At 73.3% G+C, this 12,685-nt stretch carries 12 protein-coding genes; 6 read left to right on the forward strand and 6 right to left on the reverse strand.

Features of this window, described 5'->3' with window-relative positions:
* Window positions 1–17 precede the first annotated feature (17 nt).
* The 3 genes from ACZ4VA_RS03605 to ACZ4VA_RS03615 all read left to right on the forward strand — a co-directional run bounded on the left by ACZ4VA_RS03605 (window position 18) and on the right by ACZ4VA_RS03615 (window position 3,854).
* Window positions 18–1,400 carry a multidrug effflux MFS transporter gene (locus ACZ4VA_RS03605; protein WP_452919061.1) on the forward strand — a complete coding sequence of 461 codons (1,383 nt, stop codon included), beginning with the start codon at window positions 18–20 and terminating at the stop codon, window positions 1,398–1,400.
* A complete protein-coding gene (locus ACZ4VA_RS03610) occupies window positions 1,331–2,557 on the forward strand; it encodes a serine hydrolase domain-containing protein (RefSeq protein WP_388903988.1) in 1,227 nt (408 codons plus the stop codon). The genes ACZ4VA_RS03605 and ACZ4VA_RS03610 overlap by 70 nt, the downstream gene beginning before the upstream one ends.
* Window positions 2,558–2,867: 310 nt before the next feature.
* A complete protein-coding gene (locus tag ACZ4VA_RS03615) occupies window positions 2,868–3,854 on the forward strand; it encodes a small ribosomal subunit Rsm22 family protein (protein WP_452919058.1) in 987 nt (328 codons plus the stop codon).
* Between the two features lie 355 nt (window positions 3,855–4,209).
* On the opposite strand, the gene ACZ4VA_RS03620 is transcribed toward ACZ4VA_RS03615, so the two are convergent.
* Window positions 4,210–4,596: a DUF6243 family protein gene (locus tag ACZ4VA_RS03620; RefSeq protein WP_468079516.1), complete on the reverse strand. Its 387-nt coding sequence runs from the start codon at window positions 4,594–4,596 to the stop codon at window positions 4,210–4,212.
* A 111-nt stretch (window positions 4,597–4,707) separates the two neighbouring features.
* On the opposite strand from ACZ4VA_RS03620, the gene ACZ4VA_RS03625 reads away from it, so the two are divergent.
* Window positions 4,708–5,334, forward strand: coding sequence for a TetR/AcrR family transcriptional regulator (locus ACZ4VA_RS03625; protein ID WP_468079518.1), 627 nt, complete (start codon window positions 4,708–4,710; stop codon window positions 5,332–5,334).
* Here ACZ4VA_RS03625 and ACZ4VA_RS03630 read toward each other — a convergent pair.
* Window positions 5,313–6,242, reverse strand: coding sequence for a glycerophosphodiester phosphodiesterase (locus tag ACZ4VA_RS03630; protein ID WP_468079520.1), 930 nt, complete (start codon window positions 6,240–6,242; stop codon window positions 5,313–5,315). The genes ACZ4VA_RS03625 and ACZ4VA_RS03630 overlap by 22 nt on opposite strands.
* Before the next feature lie 168 nt (window positions 6,243–6,410).
* On the opposite strand from ACZ4VA_RS03630, the gene ACZ4VA_RS03635 reads away from it, so the two are divergent.
* The gene (locus ACZ4VA_RS03635) at window positions 6,411–7,136 is read left to right on the forward strand and encodes a bifunctional DNA primase/polymerase (RefSeq protein ID WP_356167485.1); all 726 of its coding nucleotides are present in this window, start codon (window positions 6,411–6,413) and stop codon (window positions 7,134–7,136) included.
* 9 nt (window positions 7,137–7,145) lie between these two features.
* On the opposite strand, the gene ACZ4VA_RS03640 is transcribed toward ACZ4VA_RS03635, so the two are convergent.
* From ACZ4VA_RS03640 to efeO, 4 genes are all read right to left on the reverse strand, one after another.
* Window positions 7,146–8,132 (reverse strand): SCO2278 family lipoprotein, encoded by a 987-nt coding sequence (locus ACZ4VA_RS03640; RefSeq protein WP_452919052.1) that lies wholly within the window; start codon window positions 8,130–8,132, stop codon window positions 7,146–7,148.
* A gap of 149 nt (window positions 8,133–8,281) precedes the next feature.
* Window positions 8,282–9,163 (reverse strand): iron uptake transporter permease EfeU, encoded by an 882-nt coding sequence (efeU, locus tag ACZ4VA_RS03645; protein ID WP_356241839.1) that lies wholly within the window; start codon window positions 9,161–9,163, stop codon window positions 8,282–8,284.
* A gap of 2 nt (window positions 9,164–9,165) precedes the next feature.
* Complete coding sequence (gene efeB, locus ACZ4VA_RS03650) at window positions 9,166–10,446, reverse strand: iron uptake transporter deferrochelatase/peroxidase subunit (RefSeq protein ID WP_355780221.1); 1,281 nt, start codon at window positions 10,444–10,446, stop codon at window positions 9,166–9,168.
* 11 nt (window positions 10,447–10,457) lie between these two features.
* Entirely contained in the window at window positions 10,458–11,612 is a 1,155-nt protein-coding gene (efeO, locus tag ACZ4VA_RS03655; protein WP_355780219.1) for an iron uptake system protein EfeO, read from the reverse strand.
* A gap of 340 nt (window positions 11,613–11,952) precedes the next feature.
* Between efeO and ACZ4VA_RS03660 the strand changes: the two genes are divergently transcribed.
* Window positions 11,953–12,600, forward strand: a complete 648-nt coding sequence (locus ACZ4VA_RS03660) for a PhzF family phenazine biosynthesis protein (protein ID WP_356167479.1) — start codon at window positions 11,953–11,955, stop codon at window positions 12,598–12,600.
* The last annotated feature ends 85 nt before the right edge of the window (window positions 12,601–12,685 follow it).

Raw genomic sequence — 12,685 nt, forward strand, 5'->3', positions numbered from 1 at the left:
CGCAGAGGGAGGGGCACATGCCGGAAGGCGGCCGCACGACGAGGAGCCGGGACGACTCCCAGGGGCACATACCGCGGGCGGCGGCCGCCGGACAGGCGCCCGGGGCCGCGGCCGGGACGCTGCCCGACCCGACGGCCCTGCGCAGGACCGGACTGCTCGTCACCCTCGTCCTCGGCGGCCTCACCGCCACGCCCCCGCTGGCCATGGACATGTACCTCCCCTCCCTGCCGGAGGTCACCAGGTCGCTCCACGCGCCGGCCGCGACCGTCCAGCTCACCCTGACCGCCTGCCTGGCGGGCATGGCGCTCGGCCAGCTCGTCGTAGGGCCGATGAGCGACAAGTTCGGCCGCCGCAGGCCCCTGCTGGCCGGCCTGCTCGTCTACATCGTCGCGACCGCCCTGTGCGCCGTCGCGCCGAACGTCGAACTCCTCGTCGCCCTCCGGCTCGCCCAGGGCCTCGCGGGCGCCGCCGGCATCGTCATCGCGCGCGCCGTCGTCCGCGACCTGTACGACGGCGTGGCCATGGCCCGCTTCTTCTCGACGCTGATGCTGATCTCGGGGGTCGCCCCGATCGTCGCCCCGCTCATCGGCGGCCAGATCCTGCGCGTCACCGACTGGCGGGGCGTCTTCGCCGTCCTCACGGTCGTCGGCATCGTGCTGACGGCGGTCGTGTGGTTCAGGCTGCCCGAGACGCTCGCCTCCGAGGACCGGCACAGCGGCGGCGTCGGGGAGGCGCTGCGCTCCATGCGCGGGTTGCTCGCCGACCGCGTCTTCGCCGGCTACATGCTCGCGGGCGGCTTCGCCTTCGCCGCGCTCTTCGCGTACATCTCCGCCTCGCCCTTCGTCATCCAGGAGATCTACGGCGCCTCCCCGCAGACCTTCAGCCTGCTGTTCGGCGTGAACTCCGTCGGCCTGGTGGCCGCGGGCCAGATCAACGGCAAGGTCCTGGTCGGCCGGGTCAGCCTGGACAAGACGCTCGCCACCGGCCTCGCCGTCGTCACGGTCTCCGCGACCGCCCTGCTGCTCATGTCGGCCGGCGTCTTCGGCGACGTCGGGCTCGCGCCCGTCGCCACCGCGCTCTTCACCCTGATGACCGCCATGGGCATCACCCTGCCCAACACCCAGGCCCTCGCCCTGACGCGCACGCGGCACGCCGCGGGCTCGGCGTCGGCCCTGCTCGGCACCACCTCCTTCCTCGTCGGCGCGATCGCCTCGCCCCTCGTCGGGATCGCCGGAGAGCACACGGCCGTACCGATGGCCGTCGTCCAACTCGCCGCGGCACTGGTGGCGATCGCCTGCTTCGTGGCACTGTGCCGTCCCTGGGAACAGGGATCCCCGCTCGACGGGGACCGCGGTCCCGCGGACGACCGGACAGCGCAAGGAAAGGCGGCGGAGAACTGAGCGCACCGAGACTGCGCGTCGACACACCGGAACGGGCCGGGCTCGACCCCGGTGAACTGCGGCAGCTCGTACGGGAGGTGCGCACCCTGACCACGGGGCAGCGCCCCTGGGCCGCGGGCACCGTCGTCGTCGCCGGACGCGGACCGGTCATCGCCGTCGAGGAGGCGGCCGGGTGGGCGGTGCGCTACGCGGCGTACGACGAGGAGCGGGACGCGGGGACCGAGCTGGCGCCCGGGGAACGGGTGCCGATGACCGTGCACACGCCCTTCGACCTGGCGTCGCTGACCAAGCTGTTCACGGCCGTCGCCGCGGTCCAGCAGCTGGAGCGCGGCACGCTCGGCATCGACGCGCGGGTGGCGGCGTACCTGCCCGACTTCCGCGCCGTCGCACGCCACGGCATCACCGTGCGGCAGCTCCTCACCCACACCTCCGGCCTGCGGCCCGAACTCCCCTTGTACGACTGCCCGTCCGACGCGGCCCGCCTCGAACTCCTGCGGGCCGAGGCACCGGTGACCCGGCCCGGCGCGGTGTACCGCTACTCCGACCTCAACCTGCTGCTCCTGCAGTACGTCCTGGAGCGGATCACCGGGCGAGGGCTCGACGTCCTCGTCCACGACGGGATCACCCGCCCGCTGGGCATGACGGACACCGGTTTCGGACCCCGTCCCGGCGCCGCCGCCACCGAGGACCAGCGGCGGCCCTGGGGGAAGGCGGACCGGGGGATGCTGCGGGGAGTGGTCCACGACGAGAACGCGTGGGCGCTCGGCGGGGTGGCCGGACACGCGGGCCTCTTCTCCACGGCCCGCGACCTCGCCGTCTTCTGCCGCACCCTCCTCGCAGGCGGCTCCTACGGCCCCGCCCGCATACTCGGCCCCGACTTCGTCGAGCTGATGCTGACGCCGCCGGGCCTGGGCTTCGCCGTGGACCAGCCGTGGTTCATGGGCGACCTCGCGCGGCACGGGGCGGTCGGCCACACCGGCTTCACCGGCACCTCCCTGGTCCTGGACCCGGCGACGGACACGTTCCTCGTCCTGCTGGCCAACACGGTCCATCCTCGCCGCCGCACCCCCGACAACACGCCCCGGGCGGCAGCGGCGACCCGCCTGGCCCGAGCGGTACGCGGCCCGACCGGAGGGACACCGCCCCGGGCGCCGTGACCGGGGAGGCGCGTGGGCCCGGTGACGCGGGGCCGGCTGTCTCGTCCCCGCCGGACGTACGGCACGTATGGGCTGTCCGTACGGCAGGGGCGGCACGGGTGGGTGAACGTACCCAGGGGCGGTACGGGTGGGCGCAGCGGCACCCGACAGGCGCCGGGTTCGCCGTCCGGCCTCGCAGTGAAGGGTGATGCCGGTGCTGTGCCGGTGCTGTGCGATGCCGGTCGGTGTCGGCGGGGGAGTGGGCCGGGGCCGGGGGAGTGGGCCGGACCGGACGGGCGGGGCGTCGGTCCGGCGACCGTAGAATCGCCGGGTGAACGCCCCCGCCTCTCCCGCCGAGACCCTGCGCACCGCCCTCGCCGGCCTCCTGGACGGCCTGCCCCCGAAGGCGGCGGCGCAGTCGGTCGAGCGGCTGATCGCGAACTACCGGGGCGCCACCCCGACCCACGCGCCGATCCTGCGTGACCGCGCGGACGTGACCGCGTACGCCGCGTACCGGATGCCGGCCACGTTCGAGGCGGTCCGCGCGGCGCTGGACGCGTTCGCGGACGCCGTGCCGGACTGGACGCCGGACAGCCACGTCGACGTCGGCGGCGGCACCGGAGCGGCGACCTGGGCGGTCAGCGCGACCTGGGAGGGTGACCGCCCGGTGACGGTCCTGGACTGGGCCGAACCGGCGCTCGCGCTGGGCCGCGACATCGCCGCCGCGAACCCGGCGCTGAAGACCGCCGAGTGGCGCCGCTCTCGTATCGGAGCAGCGCTCACCATCGAGAGCACTGATCTCGTCACGGTCTCCTACGTCCTCGGCGAGCTGACCGAGGCCGACCGCGCCAGTGTCGTGGACGCCGCCGCGACCGCCGCCCGGACCGTCGTGATCGTCGAGCCCGGCACCCCCGACGGCTACGCCCGCGTCATCGAGGCCCGCGACCGCCTGATCGAGGCCGGCTTCCGGATCGCCGCGCCCTGTCCGCACAGCGCCGCCTGCCCCCTCGTGCCGGGTGAGGACTGGTGCCACTTCTCTGCCCGGGTCAGCCGTTCCTCCCTGCACCGCCAGGTCAAGGGCGGCTCCCTGGCGTACGAGGACGAGAAGTTCAGCTACGTCGCCGCCACCCGGCTGCCGGCGACACCGGCCCCCTCCCGCGTCGTGCGCAGACCGCAGATCCGTAAGGGCCAGGTACTGCTCGACCTGTGCGGCCCCGACGAGTCCCTGCACCGGGAGACGGTGACCAAGCGCCACGGCGCCCTGTACCGCGCCGCCCGCGACGCGGACTGGGGCGACCCCTGGCCCCCGGCCGAGTAGCCCGGCGCCACCCGCCGCCGAGCTCGCCTCTGCACCTCGGGACCCCGACCCGGCGGCTTTTCACGGGGAAGTGGGCCCACCCGCGTCTGGCCCACCCCCGCCGAGCCTCGGCCCTCTTACCAACCGAGGAAGCGGGCCCACCAGCGTCTGCACCCCCTCCGTCGAGCCCCGGCCCTCTCACCACCCGAGGAAGCAGGCCCGACGGCGCCTGCGCCCCTTCCGTCGAGCCCCGCTCCCGCTCTCGGGGAAGCGGCCCCAGCAACGCCTGCCCGGCCCCCTCGTTCCCGGGGAAAGGGGCCCGACGGCTTCTGCCCTGCCGGCCCCCTACTCGCACAAGCGGCCGACCTCCCCTACTTCACCGCACCACCGCCCCGCCCCCGTCCTCCCCCGGAGGAGTGCGACCGCCCTCCTCCACCGCACGCGCCCCCGCCCTCTCGGCGTCCACTCCCCGCCCCGCCTCCGAGGCGCCCGCTCCCCGCCCCGCCTCCGGGGCGTCGGCTCCGTGCTCCGCCTCCGGGGCGTCGGCTCCGTGCCCCGCCTCCGGGGCGTGCGCCCCCGAAGCCCCCGCCCCCGGCTCCCCCCGCCCCTCCCGCAGCCTGCGCAGCAGCTCCCGTTTCTGGGTCTGGGGGTCGAGGCCGCCGCCGATCCGGCCGCCGCTGCCGCCACCCCGCAGGGCCGAGCGGCCGAGCTTCTGCCGCGTACCGCCGACGCCCAGCATGTTTCCGTCTCCACCTCGCGCCATCACCGGCTCCTTCCGCCGCACCGCGTCCAACCTGATACGAGACGTATCGTCTCGCCACTCCCTCCACTGTCGGCGAGACGTACCGTCTTGTCAACCTGTTACATTCGCCCCATGGTCCAGAAGCCCGCCCCCGATTCCGCCCGCCGCAGCGAGAGGTCGCGTCGCGCGATCTACGACGCCGCCCTCGCCCTCGTCGGTGAGGTCGGCTATCCCAAGACGACCATCGAGGGCATCGCCGCCCGTGCCGGAGTCGGCAAGCAGACGATCTACCGCTGGTGGAACTCGAAGGCCGACGTGCTGCTGGAGGCCTTCCTGGACCTGGGCGAGCAGGCCGCCCGGGCAGCGGCACAGCCCGGGCAGGATCCGCAGGACGGCATCCCGGACACCGGCGATCTGGCCGCCGACCTCAAGCTGGTCCTGCGGGCCACCGTGGACGAACTGCTCGACCCCCGCTTCGAGGCCCCCTCGCGCGCCCTCGCCGCCGAGGGCCTCGTGGACGAACAGCTCGGCGCCGAGTTCGTCGGCAAGCTCCTGGAACCGCAGCTCCAGCTCTACGTCCGCCGGCTGCGCTCCGCGCAGGACCAGGGAGCCGTACGCCCCGAGGTCGACCCCCGTATCGCCCTCGAGCTCTTCGTGGCCCCGCTCGCCCAGCGCTGGCTCCAGCGCACCGGGCCGATCTCCCACGCGTACACGGACACCCTCGTCGACTACGCCCTCTACGGTCTCGCCCCGCGCTGAGCCGACCGCAGCACCCCCAGGACGTGCCGTGCCCTGAGCGCCCTCGCGGTCCGCGCGGCCTTCGCGATCCTGACGGCCCTCACCGGATGGCGGGCGAGCCGGCCCGGCGCGTCCGTGATGACCCCGTTGCAGCCGAGCCCGAGGACCCGGTCGCGCTGGGCCGGGGTCACCACCGTGTGCGCCCAGACCCGGGGGATGCCCGACGCCGCCGCCCGGACCAGGTCCGCGTCGCGGGCCTTGTGGTCCACGTCGAGGAGGTCCACGAAGGCCGCCCAGCGCTCCGGCCGGTCACGGCGCATCTGGTCGGCCGAGCGCCACAGCTGCGCGATCAGCCCCATGCGGTGGGCGCGCCGGGCCACCTCGGGGCGGTTGGAGTTGACGAACACCGAGCGGGTCAGCCCGCGCGCCCGCAGCAGCCCGGCGAGCGCGCGCAGACTCTCCGGGTCCTTGGCCTCCAGCATCAGCACGATGCGCCCGCCGAAACGATCCAGCACCTCGTCCACCGTCGGCGGCCGCTCCGAGCGCCAGCTGCCCGGGAGCGCGTCCCTCGGCCGCAGCCGCACCCCCTGCCAGTCCCGCAGGGTGAGGTTGCGCACCGGGCCGCCCAGATAGGTCGTGCGGTTCAGCGTCCGGTCGTGCATCACGACCATGTGGCCGTCGCGCAGCATGCGGGTGTCGAAGTCGAGGACCTGGGCCGTGCCGCGTTCGTACGCCGTCATCAGGCCCGACATGCTGTTCTCCGGGACCTCGCGGGCGCCGCCCCGGTGGGCGACGTAGACGACGCGGGGGAGCCCGGCCACCGTCAGGGGGCGTGCGCCCCACTCCAGCGGGGCCAGGACGCCGCCCGGCGCGGCGAGGGCCAGCGAGGTGAGACCGGCGATACCCGTGAGCGCAGTCCGTGTGACCATGGCGACCACGGTAGGGGGATAAATACCATCAAACTATGCATTGACACTCGATCGAGGGCCGTGACCGGCCCGCCCGACGACCCCGGATGCGGGCTCCGGCCCCCCAGGGCGCAGGATGGTGGGACCATGAAGCGATGCTGTCCGCACCACAGCAAGGCGAGGGGATAGATGAGCGCGGAGTTCGGCGGCCGTTCCGGCCGGCAGGGCAGGATCTCCCAGTGGCTGCGCGGCCGTCGCCCCAAGGAGACCGCCGACGAGGGCGGGCGTGAGAACCTGCTGCTCGCCGCCGCCGGTGCCGGGCTGCCGCTCGCGCCCGCCGCGCACCCCGCCGGATACCGGTGCTCCTGCGACCGCGTCGGCTGCCCCACGCCCGCGCGGCACCCCGTCTCCTTCGCCTGGCAGACGCAGTCCACGACCGACCGCACCCAGATCGAGCGCTGGGCCCGGCACCAGCCGCAGGCCAACTTCATCACCGCGACCGGCATGGTGCACGACGTCCTCGACGTGCCGCTGGACGCCGGTCGCGAGGCGATGGCGCGGCTGCTCGCCGCCGGCATCGAGGTCGGCCCGGTCGCCGAGACCGGCGACGGACGCATGCTCTTCTTCACCCTCACGCGCGGTACGCCGGAGGACGAGGACGAGTGGTGGCCCTGCGAGCTGGACTGTCACCCCGAGACGATGGACGAGCATCCGGGCCTGCGCTGGCACTGCCGCGGCTCCTACGTCCTCGTGCCGCCGGCGCAGCTGCCGGGCGGCCTGTCGGTCGACTGGGTGCGCGGCCCCGAGCACGCGCTGCCCGACCCGCTGACCCTGCTGGAAGTGCTGACCGACGAATGCTCCCGCTCCGTGGGGGACGGCTCGGACCAGCTCGCCGCCTGGCCGCACGGAGGCTGACCCGCGCGGCTACTCGCCGTGTGCCGCCGTCAGCCCCTGGACCCGGCTGACGAACTCCACCTTCGGGTCCGCCGCCGTCCGCGGCGGGTTCAGGACCGCCTGGTTGGAGACGAACTCCAGGGTGAGGGACTGCTTGACCTCGCCGTTCAGCAGTGCCTCGATGTTCGGGTCGGTCACTTCCAGGTCGACGCCCTGCGCGGCCGTCTGCTTCTCGAAGTGGCGCGTGCTGAAGAAGACCAGCGCGCCGCCGTCCGCGGTGCGCAGCCCGACCGGGGCGTAGTCGCCGGCCGTCAGCGCCTCGTCGACGTACTGCCGGGCGAGACCGGGCTTGCTCGCGTTCTTCTTGCGCAGGGACCGCCACCCGGAGGTGTGCGTACCGGGCGCGAAGTCCTCGCCGCCGTTCCTCAGGTAACTCGCGTACGAGGTGCTCAGCTTCGCGGGCGTGACCGCCAGCCGGGTGTCGCCGGGGGTGACCGGCTCGGCCCAGCCGTTCTCGTCCTTCGCGAACCGGGGCACGTCGTCGGCGGACAGGACGGTCAGGTACGAGACCTGCCACACGTCGTCGGCGTCGCCGCGGGTGAAGACCAGCAGCCAACGGGAGTCCGGGGCGCCCTTGTTGGCCTTGGTGTCGGCGAGGAACCACCGCGGCCAGCCCGCCTTCTTCGGGATGGCGAAGTGGGCGTCCGTCAGCTCCAGCGGCCGGTGGGCCGGGTTGCCCGAGGGGTTGTTGATGTGACCGGCCTTGAGCTTCGCGCCGTCGATGGCGGCGAGGGGCCCGGTGATCCGGCCGGCGTCCAGGGAGGGGTCGTACGCCTTGTCGGCCTTGTTGTACGCGGACGTGAAGTCCTCGAGAGCGCGCGCCGCTTCGGACCTCTTCGCGCCGGGGAGGACCTCGCGCTCCCCGTGCACCACCACGCAGCCGCTCGCCGTGACGGACAGTACGATCCCGGCCGCCACCACCGGCGCGGACCGCCTCAGCCTTCCAAGCCTGCTCATCGGGTCCCTTCACCTTCCCCGTTCCCGGGCCCGAACCCTACCGGGGAGGGCGGGGTCGGCGGGCGCGGGGACCGGGTCTCGGGCCCGCATCGTGACCCGGTCCCCGCCAGGGAGCGGGGGCACCGGGCCGAAGTGCCCGGAGCGTGCCGTCAGTTCCGGTCGGCGACCGCGCCGCCCGTCGCCGGCTGCGGCTGCGGCTGTCCGGGAGCCCGCTCCGGCTTGCCCGCGCCGCGGCCCGACGGCCACAGGAAGATCAGCAGGGTCGGGACCAGGTAGAGCGCCCACACGACGACCTGGAGGACGGTCGGGTCGGGCTGGAAGTTGAAGACGCCCTTCAGCAGCGTGCCGTACCAGCTGGTGGGCTCGATGGTGCTGCTGATGTCGAAGGCGAGGTTCGTCAGGCCGGGGATCCAGTCGGCCTCCTGGAGGTCGTGGACGCCGTACGCGAGCACGCCCGCGGCGACGACGACGAGCATGCCGCCGGTCCAGGTGAAGAACTTCGCGAGGTTGATCTTCAGGGCGCCCCGGTAGAAGAGCCAGCCGAGCAGGACCGCGGTGGCGAGACCGAGGGCGACGCCGATCAGCGGGCGCGGTGTGCCGTCGCTCGCGGCGTGCACCGACGCCCACACGAACAGGGCCGTCTCCAGGCCCTCGCGGCCGACCGCGAGGAAGGCGGTGGCGACCAGCGCGCCCGTGCCCATCGCGAGCGCCGCGTCCAGCCGGCCGTGCAGCTCGGCCTTCAGGTGCCGCGCCGTGCGCCGCATCCAGAAGACCATCCACGTCACCAGGCACACCGCCACGATCGACAGCGAACCGCCGAGCGCCTCCTGCGCCTGGAACGTCAGCTCCTGCGAGCCGAACTCCAGGGCGCAGCCGAACGCCAGCGCCAGCACGATGGCGACGCCGATGCCGGTCCAGATGGGCCGCAGGGCGTCCCGGCGGCCGGTCTTCACCAGGTAGGCGATCAGGATGCACACGACGAGGCTGGCTTCCAGCCCCTCGCGCAGGCCGATCAGATAGTTGCCGAACACGGCTACGCCTCCTCGGAGAACAGCGCCCGGCCCCACCAGTCGTCCTTGTCCCGGACGCCGGGGGGAACCGCGAAGATCGCCGAACCCACGTGCTGGATGTACTCGTTGAGCGCGTCGGTGCGCGACAGGTTCCGCTGGACCGGGATGAAGCCCTTGCGGACGTCGCGCTGGTACGCGAGGAAGAACAGCCCCGCGTCCAGGCGGCCGAGGCCGTCCGTGCCGTCGGTGAAGGAGTAGCCGCGGCGCAGGATCGTCGCCCCGTCGTTGGAGTCGGGGTGGGCGAGCCGGACGTGCGCGTCGGGCTTCATCGCCTTCAGGAACGGCTCGTCGCGCTCCTTGGCCTTGCCGACGGGGGCGCCCTCGCCCTTGTCGCGGCCGAAGACGTCCTCCTGCTCCTGGAGCGAGGTGCGGTCCCAGGTCTCGATGTTCATCCGGATGCGGCGGGCCACGAGGTACGAGCCGCCCTTCATCCAGTCCGGGCCCTCGCCCTCGACCCAGACGAACTTCTTCAGCCGGTCCGTCTCGGTGCCCGCGATGTTGCGGGTGCCGTCCTTGAAGCCCATCAGGTTGCGCGGGGTCTGCGCGTCGGGCGTCGTCGACGAGGTCTTGCCGAAGCCCAGCTGGGACCAGCGGATGGCGACCTTGCCGAAGCCGATCCGGGCGAGGTTGCGGATGGCGTGCACCGCGACCTGCGGGTCGTCCGCGCACGCCTGGATGCACAGGTCGCCGCCGCTGCGGGCCTTGTCCAGGTTGTCGCCGGAGAACTTCGGCAGGTCGACCAGCGCCTCGGGCCGCCGCTCGCGCAGGCCGAACCTCTCGAAGAGGGACGGCCCGAAGCCGATCGTCAGCGTGAGGCGCGAGGGCTTGAGGCCCAGCGCCTCACCGGTGTCGTCCGGCGGGGCCTCGGCGAGACCGCCGTACGCGCCCTCGCCGACCGCGTGCCCGGCGGTCATCCGCGCGGCGGCCTCGGTCCAGTCCTTCAGGAGCTGGACGAAGGCGTCGCGGTCGTCCGTCTTCACGTCGAACGCGGCGAAGTGCAGGCGGTCCTGCACCGCGGTGGCGATACCTGCCTGGTGCGGGCCGTGGAAGGGGACCGCGGCGCCCGTCTCGGCGCCGGCCGGGTCGACGTCGTTGCCGGCGCGGGTCATCGCGACCGCACCGCCCGCCGCGGCGGCGCCCAGCGCGAGTCCCGCCCCGCCCCAGCCGATCAGCGAGCGCCGGGACGGTGTCCGGGAGCCGCTGTCGGCGGTGGCGTCGGGAGTGGTCTCAGTGGTGTCGGTCATGGGCCCCTCGCTCACTTGACGACGGCGGCGGCGAGCTTGGAGAGCGGCTCGGCGAGCGCGTTGACCGCGTCCGAGAGCTCCTTCTGGTCGGCCTTGCCGACCTTGTCGTACGAGACGAAGTCGTACGACGTCTTGTCCTCGCGGTAGGTGTCGAGCAGCGTGTTCAGCGCGGTGAACTGCTTGTCGAGCTCCTTGGTCAGCGCGGCGTCGTTCTCCTCGGCGACCGGCTTCAGCAGCTCGTACGCCTTCTGCGCGCCCTCGACGTTGCCCTTGAAGTCGACGAGGTCGGTGTGCGCGTAGCGGTCCTCCTCGCCGGAGACCTTGCCGGTGGCGACCTCGTCCAGCAGCTCCTTGGCGCCGTTGGCCATGGAGGTGGGGGTGATCTCGGCCTTGCCGACGCGCTTCTGCCAGTCCGTCAGGTCGGTGACCAGCTGGTCGGCCAGCTTCTTCTCGCGGTCACCGATCTTCTTGTCCTGCCAGAGGGACTTCTCCAGGCGGTGCCAGCCCGTCCAGTCCTTCTCCGCGTCCTGGCCCTCCTCGAGGCCGTCCTCGCGGACGTCGACCTTCGGGTCGATGTCGCCGAAGGACTCGGCGACCGGCTCGGTGCGCTCCCAGCCGAGGCGCGAGTTCGCGTACAGCTTCTTGGCGGCGTCGAGGTCGCCGTCCTTGACGGCCTTCGCGAACGCCTCGGCCTTCGGCAGCGTCTCGTCGGCCTGCTCCTGCACGTACTCGCGGTAGGCGGCGACGGCCTTGTCGAGACGGGGGTCGCGCTTGGCGACCTTGCTGCCGCCGGTGACCGTGAGCTTCTGGCGGACGCCGTGGCCCTTCATGCCGGGGCGGCAGGCGATCTCGTACGCGCCGGCCTTCACCTCGGCGGTCAGCGTGTACTTGGTGCCGGGGCCGATGTTCTCCTTCTCGGAGACGATCCGGTCGTCGGGGAAGAGGATCTCGACCTCGGTGGCCTTCGAGCCCTTGTTCTCGATCTTCAGCGTGACCTGGCCGGCCGGGACCGAGGTGGCGGAGGTGTCGCACTTGGCGTCCGCGGCGGTCACCTGGATCGCGCCACTGCCGCCTTTCGCGTCGCTCTTCTCCGTGCAGCCCGTGACGGCGGTCAGAGCGGCCGCGGTGGCGGCTGCGGTGACGACTGAGAGTCGGACGGCTCGCATGAAGGCTCCAAGTCAAAGGACGGACAGACCGCGCGGAGCGGCCGCGCGGTATTGGGTGAGGCTGGCCTAACTTATCTGAGGCTTGCCTCAGTGATACCCGCACGTCCGGTGATTCAGCTCTCACAGGAAGCTCATGGACACGGCCGGATCACGGTGGCCAAAAGCAGACCCCATGGAATGGTCAAGCAAGGGTCAAGGGCTCTTGGGTTCCGCCCCAGCGGACCCGGGCATTCGCGGCCTTCCCCCGGCGCGCGCACGGACGTGCGGACGGGGTGCGCGGCCCCGCGTACGCGATCCGTACGGCATGAACCTGCCGTACCGGGGGTGTTTGAATGCGCGGGTGACTGATTACGACGTACTGCGCGTCTTCTGCGGACCCGGCGGCGGACACGGCAACCAACTGGGCGTCGTCCGCGAGGGATCGCTGCTGCCGGACCGCGGCAAGCGGCAGGCCCTCGCCGCCGAACTCGGCTTCAGCGAGACCGTGTTCGTCGACGACCCGGAACGCGGCGTCATCGACATCTACACGCCCGGCCTGCGCCTCCCCTTCGCCGGGCACCCCTGCGTCGGTACGGCCTGGCTCCTCGACGTGCCCGAACTGGTCACGCCCGCCGGGGTGGTGGGCACCCGCCTCGACGGCGAGTTCAGCTGGATCGAGGCCCGTCCGGAGTGGGTCCCGCCGCGCACGCTGCGGCAGTACGCCTCGGCCGCGGAGGTCGACGCGCTGCCCGTCCCGCCGCCCGGCGAGTGGATCTACGCCTGGGCCTGGGAGGAGGAGGCCGCCGGCCGGGTCCGCGCCCGCGCCTTCCCCGGCCGCGACGACGGCATCCGGGAGGACGAGGCCACGGGCGCCGCGGCCCTCCTGCTCACCGCCCGGCTCGGCCGCGCCCTGAACATCGTCCAGGGCGCCGGCTCGCAGATCCTCACCGCCCCGCAGCCCGGAGGCTGGGTCGAGGTCGGCGGCCGCGTACGCCTGCTGCGCCCCTGACGACGCCACACGCCCACCACCCCGGCGGCGCCAGGCGGCTCCCGCCGAAGGATCACGCGGCTGTGCTCGCGCCGGGGGTGCCATA

The sequence above is a fragment of the Streptomyces sp. NPDC028308 genome (assembly GCF_055565855.1).